Genomic DNA, 16,274 nt, shown 5'->3' with positions numbered 1-16,274 from the left:
GTGGGCATATTAGTCCATTGGCATATTGGCACATTAGTCTATTGGCACATTATTTATTATGCGTAAACTCCTGGATTTTTTAGTCAGAAAGAGGCATTGGTTCTTATTCATATTGCTCGAGGTTGTGTCGTTGATGCTGGTTTATCAGAATAATGCGTATCAACGGAACATCATGTTCAGCTCTGCGAATGTAATAACCGGGCATATTGCTTCTGTTTCCGGCTATGTCAGTTCTTACTTGAATTTAAGGGAGATAAACCGGGAGTTGTTGGAGCGTAACGGGGAGCTTGAAATGGAGTTGCTCGAATTGCAGGACCAACTGGATATGATGCGTGCCGATACGGTGACATTTTCCGGGTTTGCCCCTGATTCGACCGAGCATTTTCCGTATAGTTTCGTGATGGCGAATGTTGTGAACAACAGTGTTACGCATTTGTCTAATTATATTACGGTTAACAGGGGACGCAAAGATGGCGTCGAACCCGATATGGGTGTCGTTTCGGAACGGGGTGTGGTCGGGATTGTTTCGACTGTTTCCGATCATTTTGCCGTAGTTATCCCTTTGTTGAATCCTAAATTCAGGTTGAGCTGCAAGGTGTTGGGAAGCAGCTATTTCGGAACTTTGAGCTGGAACGGGCGTAATGCACGGTTTGCCAACCTCGACGAATTGCCCCGTCATGTGGAATTTGAGAAAGGAGATACGATTGTAACAAGCGGTTATTCTGCTGTTTTTCCTGCCGGGATAATTGTCGGCAAAGTGGTGGATTTCGAGAAGCAGCATGATGATAACTTCTATTCGCTTGAAGTGGAGTTGGCAACTGATTTCCAGGCTTTGAACAATGTGCGCATTATAAAGAACTACCGTCAGGCGGAGCAAAAAAATATAGAGCAGGAGGCAAAAAGGAATGATTAACAATATACTGCGGGGTTTCTTTTATTTCGTGGTGTTGGTGTTGATACAGGTGTTAGTCCTGAACAACATCCATTTCCTGCGTGTGGCGACACCATTCCTGTACCTTTATTTTATACTGAAAATGCCGGTGGGGACATCGCGGACGAATGTGGTGTTTTTTTCATTCCTGATCGGGCTGGTTATCGATATTTTCTCCAATACACCGGGGATGCATGCGGCAGCTTGTACGTTCGCCGGCTTTATCCGTGAGCCATTGATCCGCTTGTTTATGGGGAAAGATCTGCCGGAAGGAATTTATCCTTCTTATAAGACATTCGGATATGGCGGTTTTTTCCGCTACACACTCTTGTTTGTAGTGATTCATCATGTGACGTTGTTCCTGATCGAGTCGCTGACGTTTTTCGACCCGTTGTTCCTGGCGCTTCGTATCGGGGCGAGTGTGGTGACGACGATTTTATTGATTTGTACGATAGAAGCATTTAATATAGAGTCCCAGAAAAGTGGAGAATAACGTGAAGTATGCACTTGAGAACAGGCGCTATGTGATTGGCGGCGCCGTTGTTCTGCTGGTTCTCATCTTTATCATCCGTCTGTTCTTCCTGCAAGTAGTGAACAACGATTATAAAGCATGGGCTGATAGTAATGCGTTTCTGAAAAAGACTTTAAACCCTTCCCGGGGTATCATCTATGACCGTAACGGGAAACTGCTGGTCTACAACCAGCCTTCCTATGAAGTCATGCTGATTATGCGCGAGATACAGCCGTTCGACACGCTTGACTTCTGCAATATCCTCAGTATCACAAAAGAACAGTTTGAAAAGCGTATAGCCGATATCAAGAACCGGAGGATTAATCCGGGTTATTCTTCTTATGTGCCGCAGGTGTTTATGAATCACCTCTCCGCACAGGAATGTGGCGTTTTACAGGAGAAGCTGTATAAATTTCCAGGCTTTTATATCCAGAACCGGACAGTCCGGGAATATGAGTATCCGTATGGAGCCCATTTGTTAGGGAATATCGGGGAGGTGAATCGTGGGGATATAGAAAAAGATCCTTATTATGTGCAGGGGGATAACTCCGGACGTTCAGGGGTGGAACAGTCCTATGAAAAGGTCTTGCGGGGCGTTAAGGGTGTTGAGATTCTGCTACGGGATGCACATGGACGTATAAAAGGACGTTATGAAGAGGGACGGCACGATGTGGCTCCCGTTTCCGGAAAGAACCTGACACTTTCCATCGATATGGAACTGCAGGCATTGGGTGAGAAACTGATGCGTAATAAAAGAGGCAGTATTGTCATGATCGAGCCTGAGACAGGCGAAGTCCTGTGTATGGTTTCTTCTCCGACCTACGATCCCAGCTTATTGGTTGGGCGTCAGCGGGGAAAGAACCATGTGATGCTGGCAAAGAATTCGGATACGCCTTTGCTGAACCGTGCCATTATGGGGAAATACCCTCCGGGATCGACTTTCAAACCGACTCAGGCACTCACTTTCCTGCAGGAAGGAGTGATTACGACAGAGACGCTGTACACTTGTGCACATGGATATACAGGTTCCAGAAACGGAAAACCGGCTTGTCACGGTCATGCCTCTCCTTTGAATGTGACGTATGCGCTGGCAACTTCCTGTAACTCCTTTTTCTGTTGGGGCTTGCGTGATATGATCGACAGTCGGAAACGTTATCCGAATGTAGAAGAGGCTTTTGAAGTCTGGAAGGACTATCTGGTTTCGATGGGATACGGATACCAGTTAGGTGTGGATTTACCAAGTGAGAAAAGAGGCTTTATTCCGAATAGCAAATACTATGATAAGTATTACAGCCGCTGGAGTTCCAGTACGATCATTTCGATCGCAATCGGGCAAGGAGAAGTCTTGGCAACTCCTTTGCAGATCTGTAACCTGGCGGCGACCATTGCCAACCGGGGCTATTTTGTCACTCCGCATGTCGTGAAGGAAATACAGGATATGCCCTTGGATACGCTTTATACTAATAAACGGCATACGATGGTAGAACGTAGAAACTACGAGATTGTGGCCGAAGGAATGCGGAATGCTGTTTTAGGCGGGACTTGTACGCGTGCAGCCATTCCGGGTATTGAAGTATGCGGTAAGACCGGTACGGCCGAGAACCCGCATGGGAAAGACCATTCGGCCTTTATCGGGTTTGCTCCTTACCAGAATCCGAAAGTCGCTATCTGCGTCTATGTGGAAAACGGCGGGTTCGGCGCTACTTACGGTGTGCCGATCGGCAAGCTGATGATGGAGAAGTATCTGAAGGGTGAGATATCAGAAGAAAATAAACTGCTGGAAGAGACGATGTCGAATGCAGTAGTATCACCAAACGTTTTATCTTTACCGAATCGTGAATTATAGGAGGAAGACTGAAATATGGAAGACAGTAGACTGGTGGACGATCCTGCTGTATGTGATTCTGATCGTGGCCGGTTGGTTCAGCATCTGTGGCGCCAGTTATGAGTTTGACAACGTGGGGTTGTTCGATCCGTCGGGCCGCCCCGGCTCCCAGTTGATCTGGATGGGGCTGTCGTTCGGGCTGATCTTTGTGATATTGATGTTGGAGAGCGAGTTTTATGATGTATTTGCATATCTGATATATGCGGCTATCATTGTCTTGCTGATCGCGACAATCTTTCTGGCCCCTAATATAAAAGGCTCCCATTCATGGCTCGTTTTAGGGCCTATCCGGTTGCAACCGGCGGAGTTTGCCAAGTTTGCGACGGCGCTTGCAGTAGCCAAAGTGATGAATACGTATGGCTTCAAGTTAACTACGCCCAAAAACTTTATCCTGGTGTTGACACTGATCTTCCTGCCGATGGTTTGTATTTTGTTACAGCAGGAAACTGGTTCGGCACTGGTTTATCTGGCTTTCTTTCTTATGTTGTACAGGGAGGGAATGTCCGGGTATATTCTTTTGGCGGGAGTTTGTGCGGTTATTTTCTTTGTGACCAGTATGAAATTCTCGGATGTAACGGTTGGTGCAACGGCGTTGGGCGAATTACTTGTTTCTTCTATGATCCTGCTGATTACGGTTATCCTGGTGCAGGTGGAGAGAAAAGATACCCGTGCCGTGCAGATTATGTTGGCTGCGACGGCAGTAGCCTTTCTGGGAGGATATGTTGCGTCTTTCTTTGTGCCGGTCGATTATTCCTGGATATCGATGGGGCTGGTCTTACTGATTGCCTGCTACCTGATTTTCCTGTCTGTCCGCAACTGGGTCTGGCATTATGTCCTGATTGCCGTTTTTGCGTTAGGATCGTTGGCTTTTATGTATTCCGTGGACTATGTGTTTACGGATATATTGGAGCCTCATCAGCAGGTGCGTATCAAGGTCTCGTTGGGTTTGGAGGATGATCCGAGTGGTGCCGGTTATAATGTAAACCAGTCGAAGATCGCAATCGGTTCGGGTGGACTTTCCGGAAAAGGTTTCTTGAACGGTACGCAGACTAAGTTGAAATATGTGCCGGAACAGGATACTGACTTTATCTTTTGTACGGTGGGAGAGGAACAGGGATTTGTCGGCGCTTCCATCGTCTTGTTGCTGTTTGCCGTTCTGATCCTGCGCCTGATAGCATTGGCCGAGCGGCAGAGTTCCACGTTTAACCGGGTGTACGGATATAGTGTCGCCTCTATTTTCTTTTTCCATTTGGTGATTAATATAGGCATGGTGACAGGACTTACGCCTGTAATTGGCATTCCGCTTCCGTTTTTCAGTTACGGCGGCTCCTCCCTCTGGGGATTTACTATTCTTCTCTTTATCTTCCTTCGCTTGGATGCTTCCCGCCGGGAACGGTAGTACTACTTGGACGGACTGACTGAGAGCCCGATTTCCTGTATGCCTTTCAGGGCATCGTCGCGCATTCCCTGGCGGAAGCTGAAGGTATATTGTCCCGCGTGCGGGAATTTGTATTGCGTATGGATGGGGAAACTGCTTTGATATAAAGAGATACCATGTCCGTACCATTTGCCGAACTCATCGGCAAGCACACATTCGATCGTATCGCGGCGGAGCGGACCGATCGGTTGTTCTTCGTTACAGAAAATCCATAAGTTTTGATAGGGATACAGATTGTTGTTCCTTACTTTCAGCGTCAGATCGTAAGGTACGGATATATCTTCCACCTCGAAGGTGAAATAATATTCCTTGTCCTTTTCCCACGTGGTCTTGTCGATTGCCTGGTATTGGTCGTACAAGGCTTCGTTCTCGCAGGAAAAGAACAGGGAACAAATCAATGCGGCAATGATTCCTTTAAGCTTCTGGCTTCGTATCCGGCTTGCTTTCCGGTTTAGTTTCCGGTTTTGCAGCAGGCTTAGCTTGTTGCTGAGGTTTGTCATTATTCGGTTGCTTATCGTTGTTTACTCGATTAGGACGCTGTCTGTTACGGTTGTTCTCGCGATTGCTATCCCGGTTTTCCCGATTATTGTCGCGATTGCTGCGTTCCTTGTTGTTATCCCGGGGTTCCCGATTTTCGCGTGGTTCCCGGTTTTCGCGGTTCCCGTTACGATTCCCGCTTCTACTGTTGCGGTTTCCGTTTTTGTTTTCGCCGCCGTTGTTGCTGTTAGCCTTTTCTCCGTTGGACGGTTTGTTGTTTCCTTCGTTACCGGCTGTTGCATCTTTCGGTTGGTTATCCCTATTGCCGTTAGCTTCCTTGTTTCCGTTTCCGTTCCGTTTCTTTTTCTTCTTTTTCAGGGAAGAGTCGAAGCGGGTGACACTATCCTGTCCCAGAATATCCTGCGCATCGCGTTTAGGCGGTTGCGGTTTGGTGTCGGCTTCGAGCGTAACGGGTTTCGTCCCTTTTTTGTTCATATTGATCACATCGAAAGCACGGTCGGCAGAGATGGTAACCAGGTTGGCAGCAAATGACTTGTCCGTAGAATAGGTGATTTCCCGTTTGAAGATATCCGTTTTGAAATGATAATAGTTATTGTCTTTCGTTTCCAGCACCACTTCACGGGAAGGCAGGCGTTTCTGAGCTTCCACATAGGCATCCACTTCGTAGTTGATACAGCATTTCAGCTTGGCGCATTGTCCGGCCAGCTTCTGCGGGTTCATGGAGATGTCCTGATAGCGTGCAGCACCGGTAGCTACGGATACAAAGCTTGTCATCCAGCTGGAACAGCACAACTCGCGTCCGCAAGGTCCGATACCTCCGATACGTCCGGCTTCCTGGCGGGCACCGATCTGCTTCATTTCGATACGCACCCGGAATGCTTCGGCCAGTACTTTGATCAGCTGGCGGAAGTCCACACGCTCGTCGGCAATGTAGTAGAAGATCGCCTTATTGCCATCTCCCTGGTATTCCACGTCACCGATTTTCATGTTCAGCCCGAGGTCGGCGGCAATCTGCCGGGAACGGATCATAGTTGCATGTTCCTTAGCCTTTGCCTCCTCGTATTTCTCAATGTCGGTCGGTTTGGCTTTGCGATAGACTTTCTTGGGCTCGTTTCCTTCGCCGGTACGGACATTGTTCTTTTTCATCTGGAGAAGAACCAGTTTTCCGGTCAGTGTGACGGTCCCGATGTCATGTCCGGGACTGGCTTCGACTGCGACTATATCTCCTTTTTCCAGAGGAATTTTAGAACTGTTGAGATAATACCCTTTGCGGGTATTTTTGAACTGGACTTCTACATAATCGGTTGCGTTTGCCGCATCGGGCACATCGCAAAGCCAGTCGTAGGTGTTCAGTTTATTATTTTGTATTTTGCTGCATCCTTTTTTACTCATGCAGCAACTTCCTGTATTTAATTTGAAATCCATTTGTCTGGTATATATAATGTTTATTGCGCGTACAATTACGCAAAAATAGTCAAAATATTTGGTTTGTAGCAAATGATGCATGAATTATAAAGAGAAAGGGCAAAACAGAGTACTCCGTTTTGCCCTTTCCGATATCATTATCAGCTCTGATTTTAGTCGACCAGACCGTGACTTTTAAATACTTTATGAATAGCTTCCAATGCGTAATCAAGCTGTTCTTTTGTATGAGTCGCCATCAGCGAGAAGCGGATCAACGTATCTTCCGAAGCAACTGCCGGTGCAACAACTGGGTTTACGAAGACTCCGGCTTCAAACAATTCCTTAACGATGAGGAATGTCAAGTCGTTGTCACGGATGAACAACGGGATGATTGGAGTCGATGTATGTCCGATTTCACAACCCATGTTACGGAAACCCTCCAATGCGTAGTGGGTCAGATCCCACAAGTGCTGGATGCGTTCCGGTTCGCTCAACATGATATCCAGTGCGGCATCTGCGGCAGCAGTAGCGGCAGGCGTATTACTTGCACTGAAGATATAAGAACGGGAGTGGTGGCGGAGGTAGTTGATGATCGATTCGTCGGCAGCAATGAATCCGCCGATAGAAGCGAACGATTTACTGAATGTACCCATGATCAGGTCGACATCGTTTGTCACGCCGAAATGGTTACAGGTTCCGCGGCCGTGATCTCCGAAAACACCTAATCCGTGTGCTTCGTCAACCATGACGCTTGCATTGTATTTCTTTGCTAATTCAACGATTCCCGGCAGGTTGGCAACATCTCCTTCCATACTGAACACGCCATCGGTGACAATCAGTTTTACCTTGTCCGGCTCGCATTTCTGGAGTTGCTTTTCCAGCGAATCCATATCGTTGTGCTTAAACTTCAGCTTAGTGGAGAATGAAAGACGGTGTCCTTCAATGATAGATGCGTGGTCCAGTTCATCCCAAAGAATGTAGTCTTCACGTCCTGTCAGGCAGGAAACAACACCTAAATTCACTTGAAATCCTGTAGAATACACAATTGCGTCTTCTTTTCCGACAAATTCCGCCAGACGTTTTTCCAACTGAATGTGCAAATCCAACGTTCCGTTCAGGAAGCGTGAACCGGCACAACCCGTACCATATTTCTTAATGGCATCAATTGCCGCCTCTTTTACTTTCGGATGATTCGTCAAGCCTAAGTAGGCATTGGAACCAAACATCAGAACCTTTTTACCGCTGATCATTACTTCTGTATCCTGATCACTTTCAATCATTCTGAAGTATGGGTAAATTCCTGCGGCCATAGCTCGCTGAGGTGCATCGTACTTTGATAGTTTCTCTTGTAAAAGTTTCATATTATAATTAACAGAGAATGATTTTCTCGCTACGTTGTTACTCTAAAAGATCTCAGGTTTACCGCCTACATAAATATCTATGTTTCGGCAAATCCAGCTGCAAAAGTAGTAAAAAAATAACTTATAGTAGCCGAAATGCTTTAAAAGTTTTACAAAAGCATTATTTTTGTCCTTTCAAAATAAGTAACAACAAGGATGGAGGGACAATCAATCAGTATACAGGCCATAATAAACCCGATTTCGGGTGTCGGTTCGAAGAGAAAGATTCCGAAAATGATCGAACGTGCGTTCGCGAGGGAGAATTGTTCTGTGGAAATCTCTTTTACCGAATACCCCGGTCATGCCAGTGAGCTGACGCGGCAGGCTATCGATAAAGGCGTTAATTGCGTGATTGCTGTCGGGGGCGACGGGACTGTAAATGAGATTGCCCGTGCCATGATCCATTCGGACGCCGTGTTGGGAATTATCCCGAAAGGTTCGGGCAACGGCCTGGCACGCGAATTGCATATTCCGATGGATGTGCGCCGTGCGATCGACCTGATCAGAAAAGGACATATTTCGACAATCGACTGTTGCAAGGCCAACGGGCGTATCTTTTTCTGTACCTGCGGAGTCGGATTCGATGCGGCGGTCAGCCAGAAGTTTGCCGGTGAGAAACGCCGCGGTTCGCTTACTTATATAAAGAATACGGTAGAAGAATACCTGAGTTACCAGCCCGAACCTTACGAACTGCAGATCGACAGCCAGACAGTCAAGGAAAAGGCTTTCCTGGTTGCTTGCGGCAATGCTTCCCAATACGGGAATAATGCCTTTATCGCTCCCCACGCCAACATACAGGACGGAAAGATGGATATCACCATCCTTTCTCCTTTTGGTCCGCTGGACATTGCTCCGCTGGCCATCCAACTGTTTACCAAACAGATCGACCGTAACAGCAAAATCAAGACATTCACGGGAAAAGAGGTGACGATTATCCGCCAGAAACCGGGAGTCATGCACCTCGACGGCGAGCCGATCATGGCGGACAGCCGTATTGAAATATCAATTCTTCCCAAATCATTGAACGTATTGACGCCCGAAACTGTTTCATTTACGGCAGAGGTACAGAATTTGTTTGGCGAAGTAACCCGTTTCTTCGATAAGAAACTCCCTTACATCTTCAGATAAAAATCTTTGGTCAGCCGGATGTATTCGTCCGTGTATTGATGCCTTGCAATTTCGATGGTCAACCGGCCGGTCAGCATGAGCGATGCAGATGGTTCGGCCGTCAGCTCGATCAGGATGCGTTTCGGTTGTGCGCCGGGTACAGGGATAACTGAAATTTCCTTTGAAGGAAAAAGATTTTCCTTTCGGATGCACTCCGTGAGGTACTCTTTCCGGTCGTAAGGCAGGATGAGGGCCAGGCGTCCTCCGGGGGCAAGCAGTGCGCGGCTGTCGTACAGCAACTTATCCAAAGGAAGGGTGTCCGTATGGCGGGCCATGCTGCGTTGTCCGTCCGGACATTTCAGCGAATCGGCGAAATAAGGGGGATTGGAAACGATCAGATCATATTTGCGGGTGGCTACGGATGCAAAATCTGCCAGTGCGGAATGGATGACATGTATCCGTCCGGCAAAGGGAGAGGCTTCCGCATTTTCCTCTGCCTGCAAACAGGCTTCGGCATCTATGTCGATTGCGTCGATATCAGCCTTGCTGCGTTGTGCCAGCATCAGGGCGATCAGTCCGGTCCCCGTACCGATATCCAAGATACGGTTGCACCCCTCGGTGCCTGCCCATGCGCCGAGCAAAACACCGTCGGTTCCTACCTTCATCGCGCACTTATCGTGGCGGATGGTAAACTGTTTGAATTGAAAATAGGGGTTCGGCATGTTTTTATATTTCAACTTTCAACTGCAAAAGTAGTCGGTTTGAGTTAAAAATAGTAACTTTGGCACGTTTATTGTACAAAATAGAACTGCGGGCGATAAGAATATTCCGCAACTATGATAAAGAATATATGAAGAGAGATAAAATGACGATGTTTGCCGAGGAGTCTTACAACGATCTGGATGATAACATAGGTATTGTAATGCCTATCCTGACGGAATGTGATGTTGATGAAGACTTTACTGAGGGAGTAGAAAAAGTAGGGGAAGAATTGCCAATCCTTCCGCTTCGGAATATGGTATTGTTTCCTGGCGTAGCCATGCCGGTTATGATCGGACGCCCTAAATCTATGCGCCTTATTAAGGAGGCTGTCCATAAGAAAAAACTGATAGGTGTTGTTTGCCAGAAGGATATGAATACGGAAGATCCGGGAATAGATGACCTGTATCCGACCGGAGTAGTTGCCGATATCGTCCGCGTGCTGGAAATGCCGGACGGGACGACGACTGTAATCCTGCAAGGTAAAAAACGGTTCGAACTGCAAGAACTCTCTGCTACCGATCCTTATCTGATCGGGAAAATCAAGTTGCAGGAAGACGTTATGCCGGATAAATCCGACCGGGAATTTGAAGCGCTTATTTCAACAATCAAAGACTTGACAATCAAGATGCTCGGAGCTGTTTCCGAACCTCCCCGCGATTTGATCTTTTCAATAAAGAATAATAAGAATGTCCTTTACCTGATTAATTTCTCCTGTAGCAATATCCCCAGCGGATCGGCTGAAAAACAGGAATTGCTGTTGATCGGCAATCTGAAGGATCGGGCGTACCGCCTTCTGTTCATCCTGAACCGCGAATATCAGTTGGTGGAATTGAAAAACTCCATCCAGATGAAAACGCACGAGGACATCAACCAGCAACAAAAGGAATACTTTCTCCAGCAGCAGATCAAGACGATCCAGGAAGAACTGGGCGGCAATATCAACGAACTGGAGATAAAGGAACTGCGCGAGAAGGCGGCAAAAAAGAAATGGTCGCCTGTCGTAGCCGAAGCTTTCGAGAAAGAGGTGCGCAAACTGGAACGCCTGCATCCGCAATCGCCGGATTTCTCTATACAGACACAATATGTACAGACAATCATCAACCTGCCCTGGAACGAGTTCAGCAAGGATAACTTCAATCTGGCTCATGCCCAGAAGGTGTTGGACCGCGATCATTACGGACTGGAGAAGGTGAAGGAACGTATCATCGAACACTTAGCTGTGTTGAAGCTGAAGGGAGATATGAAATCGCCCATCATCTGCCTGTATGGCCCTCCGGGAGTCGGTAAGACTTCGCTCGGAAAATCCATTGCGGAAGCATTGCACCGTAAGTATGTCCGGGTTTCATTGGGTGGCCTGCACGATGAGGCGGAGATACGCGGCCACCGTCGTACCTATATCGGTGCGATGTCGGGACGTATCATCCAGAACCTGCAAAAAGCCGGAACATCCAATCCTGTCTTTATCCTTGACGAGATCGATAAGGTGACGAACGACTTCAAGGGTGACCCTGCCTCTGCTTTGCTCGAGGTGTTGGACCCGGAACAGAACAACGCATTCCACGATAACTATTTAGATATAGACTACGACCTGAGCAAGGTTATGTTTATCGCGACCGCCAATAATCTGAATACGATTTCCCAGCCGTTGCTGGATCGTATGGAACTGATCGAGGTGAGCGGTTACATCATGGAGGAAAAAGTCGAGATTGCAGCCCGCCATCTGGTTCCGAAGCAGTTGGAGATTCACGGCTTGCCGAAGGGTAAAGTGAAGTTCCCGAAAAAGACTTTGCAGGCTATAATCGAGTCTTATACCCGCGAAAGCGGTGTGCGCGAGTTGGATAAGAAAATTGCCAAGATCATGCGCAAGCTGGCCCGCAAGCTGGCGGGAGACGAGTCGCTCCCGGCACAGATCCGTCCGGAAGATTTGCATGAATATTTAGGGGCTGTCGAATACACCCGCGATAAATACCAGGGTAATGATTATGCCGGTGTAGTGACCGGTCTTGCCTGGACGGCTGTCGGTGGCGAGATCCTGTTCGTTGAATCCAGCTTGAGCAAGGGAAAGGGTTCGAAGCTCACTTTGACAGGTAATTTAGGAGATGTGATGAAAGAATCTGCCATGTTGGCACTCGAGTATATTCATTCGCATGCCGGACTGTTCGATATCAACGAAGAAATGTTTGAAAACTGGAATGTCCATGTTCACGTGCCCGAAGGAGCTATTCCGAAAGACGGTCCGAGCGCCGGTATTACGATGGTCACTTCGTTGGTGTCTGCCTTTACGCAACGTAAAGTACGCAGTAACCTGGCTATGACCGGCGAGATCACGTTGCGTGGCAAGGTGCTTCCGGTAGGCGGTATCAAGGAAAAGATTCTGGCTGCCAAACGTGCAGGTATCAAAGAACTGATCCTCTGTAAGGAAAACCAAAAGGATATCGACGAGATCAAGCCTGATTACCTGAAAGGCCTGACTTTCCATTATGTGGAAGACATCCGTCAAGTGGTTGACCTGGCTTTGTTGAAAGAGAAGGTGGCGAATCCGCTGTTCTGATAAATACCGGTCCTATATTGCATGTTACGGCTGTATTCTTTCCATGTCACAACTGTCTTCCTTCTATGTTACGGTTGGATTTCTTTTGTTTCACGGCTGTGACATGAATAGCGGGTAGGTATGGAGAGGCGCACATTCCGCATCATTCATTCTATCTGCCGGGTTATTCCTTCCTTTACGGCACAATAGCCCCATGCTGCAGGCTCTCTTTTTAGAGCTTAGAGGCAAAGCCTATTCCTCATTTAATCCCTTTAATAGGGTTGCTTGTAGAATACACAAAGAGGCATACCGGAATCCGATACGCCTCTTTGTTATATGGTTCAGTTTAACCTGACTTATTCTTTTGTCTCTTCTGCCGGAGTTTCTTCTGCAGCCGGTTCTTCCGGGGTGAAGTCGGTGATGCCGGCACCGATCAGGATGTTATACCAGGAGATCAGTTTCTTGATGTCGCTCGGATAAACGCGTTCGCGGTCGAAGGTCGGAAGAACTTCTGCGAAATAGGCACGCAGTTCGTCCGGTTTAGCGGAGGTGGGGATAGAGGCTTTCTCTCCGTTTTCCTTATTCTTGACACTGGTCAGCACTTCATGCAAAGGCACTTCGGCGTCATCGGTGTAAATCGCGATGTCTCCTAATGAGATTACTTTATCTTTTGCGTATGCAGGAACTCTTTTCTTGTCTGCTAACGACTCAACAATCAGCATGTTTTTCCCATGGGAAACCAATTTAAACAATCCCGGTTTACCCGAGATAGACAAAATCGTCTTCAACATAATACTTCGTTTTTCTAAATAGTGTTTAACTTTCGTGCTGCAAATGTAGTATAACTGACGGGAATATCCGGCAGTTTTGAGCATATTTTCTTGTTTCTAATGATTATTCACTATCGGGAACGCAGTTTTTCCAGAAAGGCAGTCACCTGCGGAAGTAATGCCTGCTTGCCGTCGTTGAAGATTACGTAGTCCGATTTCTCTTTTTTCACCTCGTCCGGTAATTGGCTGCCGATACGGCGTATGACCTCTTCACGCGACGCGGCATCGCGTTCCAGCACCCGCCGGATGCGCACTTCCATCGGGGCATACACCATCAGGCTTACGTCTACGACCCGGTTGAAGCCCGATTCGAAAAGGATGGCCGACTCGATCGCGCATAGCGGTGTGTCCTGCTTATCCGCCCAGGCTTGGAAATGGCGGTTTACCTCCGGATGGATAATGGCGTTTACCTCTTTCAGTCGTTCGGGATTGCCGAATATATGGGATGCAAGTTGCTTTTTATCCAGTCCTTCGGCGGTATAAAGTGTTTCGCCGAACAGGGCGGTCAGCTTTTCGCGTATGACAGGGGATGTCTCTGTCAGTTGCTTGCTCTCCGTATCGGCAATGTAAACCGGTACTCCTGACAATTCCAGCAGTGAAGCGATAACCGATTTACCGCTTCCTATCCCTCCTGTGATTCCGATCTTAATCATTTGATTTGGTCTGTTCCAGTATAAATTCGATCCGGTCGGGGGCAATCGTGGCAATGTCCACTCCTGCCGGTTTCTTATTCAGCTTGAGAGGCAGGGTGCCGGAGACGTTTTGTTCCAGGTCCGCAAAGGAGATACGTATCTCGAAATCATCGGCCGAGACATTCTTGAAACGGGAAAGAGGCACACTGCAGCTTACCTTTACGACAGACGGGAATGTGCGTAACGTATAATGGGGAGGCAAGTCGGTACAGATAACCGGGATTTCCAGTGTCTTTTCCGTATATTCCTCTATTGGAACAGTCACGGATACACTTGCCGGATCGAATGTCGTACCGTCTATTTTTTGTAGCTGGACGTTGCGTGTGATGGTCTTATTTCCTTTCTTGATATCGGTAAAGACCGTTTTGACTTCTTTCAAAGTATCCAGCACGACGTCACTGGCATAGACACTGATGTTATGGGGCGTAATGGTAATATCGCCGGATATCTTGAAGCCCGCATTTGTCCGGATCGTTCCGTTGAATACGACCGGTATGTCCTTTTTGATACGTTTGCTGTAAGCCACCTCGATCTGTTGAGGTTCGAAACTGACCAGTGAAGTGGTGGCGATCAGTTGTTTCTTTATGTCACTCTCGATGCTTTTCCGGTTGATGACCAGTTTTCCGGTCTTTTCCGGTTGATCTTTCATGTTCGCTTCGATCGGGGCAAACGACCGTCCGAAGGAGTAGTTTAGCAACACACTCCCCTTATCTTTCACTTTTACGGTAATGGCTTCAGGCGGCGTTTCCGTAAAAGAGATGTCAGGCGGTACATTCTTGTATTTGACCGGAATGTTGATGTCTATTTCATACTCTTGCTGCAAGCTTTGGAGTAGCCAGAAACCTAATGCAAGCAGTACAAAAAAGAAAAAGATCAAGGCTTCTTTCCACTTCTGTCGGTGAAGAAAAGCCTTAATCTCTATCCGGATAGACTTGAATGTTTGATTTATTTGTCCAAGTCGTGACATAGGTCCCGTTGTTTATTTTTGCTGTGCGTCTTCTGCAGATGCAAAAACAGAAGTTTTGTCTACACGGATGCGTACACCATCAGAAATTTCAATTAACATATATGTGTCACCGATTTCTTTAATCTTTCCGTAGATACCTCCGGCCGTGATCACTTTGTCTCCCGCTTTCAATGCTTCGCGGGCTTTCTGAATTTCTTTTTGTTTCTTTTGCTGCGGACGGATCATGAAGAAATAGAAGATCGCAACAATGACAACCATCATCAAAATACCAGACCACTGCTGACCTCCAGCAGCTGCCTGGAGTAAAATAGTAAGTAAGCTCATATAACTATAAACATTAATAAGTTAATATCAATTCGATACTGTCACAAATGTAAGGATAATAATTAATCTTTGAGCAATAACTTTTCTTTTTTTAACTCGCTGACTACAGAATCCAGGATGCCGTTGATAAACGTGCCGCTTTTGGGTGTGCTGTAGTATTTTGCGGTGTCGATATACTCGTTCAGTGTCACATTGATGGGGATCGACGGGAATGTCATGATTTCGGCCAGTGCGACCTGCATGATAATGAGGTCCATATTGGCGATACGTTCGGTTTCCCAGTTCTTCATGTGTCTGTTGATGCGTTCGCGGTATTGGCTGCCGTTCATCAGTGATTGGCGGAACAGTTTGATGGCGAACGACTGGTCTTCGAGATCCTTGAACATCGGCAACAGTTTTTGTTTGCTTCCGACCTTTTCATCGAATTGCTTGATCGTTTTCAACGTGAATGTTTCGATGATGGAGATATCGTCATTCCAGTAGATGCTTTTGTCTTGCAGGTAATCGTCGATGGTTTCGTTGCCGCAGATCAGTTTCTTGAACACGGTACGCCAGAACTCCTTGTCTGTTTCGTATGAATCGTTCTCGTTGTTCAGATATTCGCTGTACTGTTCGGACGAAAGGATCAGATCGAGCACCATCCGGATGAAGTCTTCGTCGTTATCCCATGAGATTCCCTGTTCGGCCACATACTTCTGCAAGGCTTCGTTTTCTGCGATCTGAGCCGCGAAACGATTGTCTACCAGACGGGTGTTCGGATTCAGTTCCGCATCTGTCGGCATGTATTTGTTCTTACGGACGTCCAGGATGCGTTTTTGCAGATTAGTTACAGCGACAATTAGAAGAAGGAAATAATGATATAAGTCATAAGACTTTCTAAGACTGAAAAGCAATTCGTTTTCCGCTACTTTGAGGTCGTTGTTTCCATTTTGATAGTAAGAATATACTATCTGTAAAACTTTAATGCGGATTAAAATTCTGTTGATCATCGTTTG

General features: G+C 47.0%; 15 protein-coding genes. 6 read left to right on the top strand and 9 right to left on the bottom strand.

Annotated elements, in window-relative coordinates; all coding sequences use genetic code 11:
* Positions 1-58: 58 nt before the first annotated feature.
* From mreC to rodA, 4 genes are read left to right on the top strand one after another with little or no spacing between them, the layout of a single operon-like run.
* The gene (gene mreC, locus DWU89_RS12025; protein WP_115499885.1) at positions 59-913 is read left to right on the top strand and encodes a rod shape-determining protein MreC; all 855 of its coding nucleotides are present in this window, start codon (positions 59-61) and stop codon (positions 911-913) included.
* Positions 906-1,424: a rod shape-determining protein MreD gene (gene mreD, locus DWU89_RS12020; RefSeq protein WP_115499884.1), complete on the top strand. Its 519-nt coding sequence runs from the start codon at positions 906-908 to the stop codon at positions 1,422-1,424. The genes mreC and mreD overlap by 8 nt, the downstream gene beginning before the upstream one ends.
* The gene (gene mrdA / locus DWU89_RS12015) at positions 1,414-3,288 is read left to right on the top strand and encodes a penicillin-binding protein 2 (protein WP_115499883.1); all 1,875 of its coding nucleotides are present in this window, start codon (positions 1,414-1,416) and stop codon (positions 3,286-3,288) included. Before mreD ends, mrdA begins: the two co-directional genes overlap by 11 nt.
* Positions 3,278-4,726: a rod shape-determining protein RodA gene (gene rodA / locus DWU89_RS12010; protein ID WP_115499882.1), complete on the top strand. Its 1,449-nt coding sequence runs from the start codon at positions 3,278-3,280 to the stop codon at positions 4,724-4,726. Before mrdA ends, rodA begins: the two co-directional genes overlap by 11 nt.
* A 2-nt stretch (positions 4,727-4,728) precedes the next feature.
* On the opposite strand, the gene gldH is transcribed toward rodA, so the two are convergent.
* The 3 genes from gldH to spt form a co-directional block, all read right to left on the bottom strand.
* A complete protein-coding gene (gldH, locus tag DWU89_RS12005) occupies positions 4,729-5,265 on the bottom strand; it encodes a gliding motility lipoprotein GldH (RefSeq protein ID WP_167451674.1) in 537 nt (178 codons plus the stop codon).
* Positions 5,180-6,688, bottom strand: coding sequence for a PSP1 domain-containing protein (gene ricT, locus DWU89_RS12000; RefSeq protein WP_115499881.1), 1,509 nt, complete (start codon positions 6,686-6,688; stop codon positions 5,180-5,182). The genes gldH and ricT overlap by 86 nt, the downstream gene beginning before the upstream one ends.
* A 152-nt stretch (positions 6,689-6,840) precedes the next feature.
* Entirely contained in the window at positions 6,841-8,028 is a 1,188-nt protein-coding gene (gene spt / locus DWU89_RS11995; protein WP_115499880.1) for a serine palmitoyltransferase, read from the bottom strand.
* A 195-nt stretch (positions 8,029-8,223) separates the two neighbouring features.
* Between spt and DWU89_RS11990 the strand changes: the two genes are divergently transcribed.
* Positions 8,224-9,195 carry a diacylglycerol/lipid kinase family protein gene (locus DWU89_RS11990; protein WP_115499879.1) on the top strand — a complete coding sequence of 324 codons (972 nt, stop codon included), beginning with the start codon at positions 8,224-8,226 and terminating at the stop codon, positions 9,193-9,195.
* On the opposite strand, the gene DWU89_RS11985 is transcribed toward DWU89_RS11990, so the two are convergent.
* Entirely contained in the window at positions 9,180-9,896 is a 717-nt protein-coding gene (locus DWU89_RS11985; RefSeq protein ID WP_115499878.1) for a tRNA1(Val) (adenine(37)-N6)-methyltransferase, read from the bottom strand. The two genes, DWU89_RS11990 and DWU89_RS11985, sit on opposite strands and share 16 nt — an antisense overlap.
* 128 nt (positions 9,897-10,024) lie before the next feature.
* On the opposite strand from DWU89_RS11985, the gene lon reads away from it, so the two are divergent.
* On the top strand, positions 10,025-12,487 hold the full coding sequence (gene lon / locus DWU89_RS11980; protein WP_115499915.1) for an endopeptidase La: 2,463 nt from the start codon (positions 10,025-10,027) through the stop codon (positions 12,485-12,487).
* A 335-nt stretch (positions 12,488-12,822) separates the two neighbouring features.
* Here the strand turns inward: lon and DWU89_RS11975 are convergent, their stop codons facing one another.
* The 5 genes from DWU89_RS11975 to nusB all read right to left on the bottom strand — a co-directional run bounded on the left by DWU89_RS11975 (position 12,823) and on the right by nusB (position 16,268).
* A complete protein-coding gene (locus DWU89_RS11975; protein WP_115499914.1) occupies positions 12,823-13,257 on the bottom strand; it encodes a DUF5606 family protein in 435 nt (144 codons plus the stop codon).
* 110 nt (positions 13,258-13,367) lie between these two features.
* Positions 13,368-13,949: a dephospho-CoA kinase gene (gene coaE, locus DWU89_RS11970; RefSeq protein WP_115499877.1), complete on the bottom strand. Its 582-nt coding sequence runs from the start codon at positions 13,947-13,949 to the stop codon at positions 13,368-13,370.
* The gene (locus DWU89_RS11965) at positions 13,942-14,955 is read right to left on the bottom strand and encodes a CdaR family protein (protein WP_115499876.1); all 1,014 of its coding nucleotides are present in this window, start codon (positions 14,953-14,955) and stop codon (positions 13,942-13,944) included. The genes coaE and DWU89_RS11965 overlap by 8 nt, the downstream gene beginning before the upstream one ends.
* 12 nt (positions 14,956-14,967) lie before the next feature.
* A complete protein-coding gene (gene yajC, locus DWU89_RS11960) occupies positions 14,968-15,279 on the bottom strand; it encodes a preprotein translocase subunit YajC (protein WP_115499875.1) in 312 nt (103 codons plus the stop codon).
* Positions 15,280-15,341: 62 nt separating this feature from the next.
* Positions 15,342-16,268: a transcription antitermination factor NusB gene (nusB, locus tag DWU89_RS11955; RefSeq protein WP_115499874.1), complete on the bottom strand. Its 927-nt coding sequence runs from the start codon at positions 16,266-16,268 to the stop codon at positions 15,342-15,344.
* Between the last annotated feature and the right edge of the window lie 6 nt (positions 16,269-16,274).

Origin of the sequence: Parabacteroides acidifaciens, from assembly GCF_003363715.1 — a bacterium.
Taxonomy (GTDB): Bacteria; Bacteroidota; Bacteroidia; order Bacteroidales; family Tannerellaceae; genus Parabacteroides; species Parabacteroides acidifaciens.
The sequence above is the reverse complement of the archived record's forward strand: the minus strand, read 5'-3'. Positions and strand labels throughout refer to the sequence as shown.

Bases quoted from the DNA above. Each gene is read 5' to 3' on its own strand.
- DWU89_RS11990 (WP_115499879.1), top strand. From the start codon at position 8,224: ATGGAGGGACAATCAATCAGTATACAGGCCATAATAAACCCGATTTCG.
- ricT (WP_115499881.1), bottom strand. From the start codon at position 6,688: ATGGATTTCAAATTAAATACAGGAAGTTGCTGCATGAGTAAAAAAGGA.
- DWU89_RS11975 (WP_115499914.1), bottom strand. From the start codon at position 13,257: ATGTTGAAGACGATTTTGTCTATCTCGGGTAAACCGGGATTGTTTAAA.
- coaE (WP_115499877.1), bottom strand. From the start codon at position 13,949: ATGATTAAGATCGGAATCACAGGAGGGATAGGAAGCGGTAAATCGGTT.
- mreD (WP_115499884.1), top strand. From the start codon at position 906: ATGATTAACAATATACTGCGGGGTTTCTTTTATTTCGTGGTGTTGGTG.
- mreC (WP_115499885.1), top strand. From the start codon at position 59: ATGCGTAAACTCCTGGATTTTTTAGTCAGAAAGAGGCATTGGTTCTTA.
- spt (WP_115499880.1), bottom strand. From the start codon at position 8,028: ATGAAACTTTTACAAGAGAAACTATCAAAGTACGATGCACCTCAGCGA.
- DWU89_RS11985 (WP_115499878.1), bottom strand. From the start codon at position 9,896: ATGCCGAACCCCTATTTTCAATTCAAACAGTTTACCATCCGCCACGAT.
- gldH (WP_167451674.1), bottom strand. From the start codon at position 5,265: ATGACAAACCTCAGCAACAAGCTAAGCCTGCTGCAAAACCGGAAACTA.
- yajC (WP_115499875.1), bottom strand. From the start codon at position 15,279: ATGAGCTTACTTACTATTTTACTCCAGGCAGCTGCTGGAGGTCAGCAG.
- DWU89_RS11965 (WP_115499876.1), bottom strand. From the start codon at position 14,955: ATGTCACGACTTGGACAAATAAATCAAACATTCAAGTCTATCCGGATA.
- lon (WP_115499915.1), top strand. From the start codon at position 10,025: ATGAAGAGAGATAAAATGACGATGTTTGCCGAGGAGTCTTACAACGAT.
- nusB (WP_115499874.1), bottom strand. From the start codon at position 16,268: ATGATCAACAGAATTTTAATCCGCATTAAAGTTTTACAGATAGTATAT.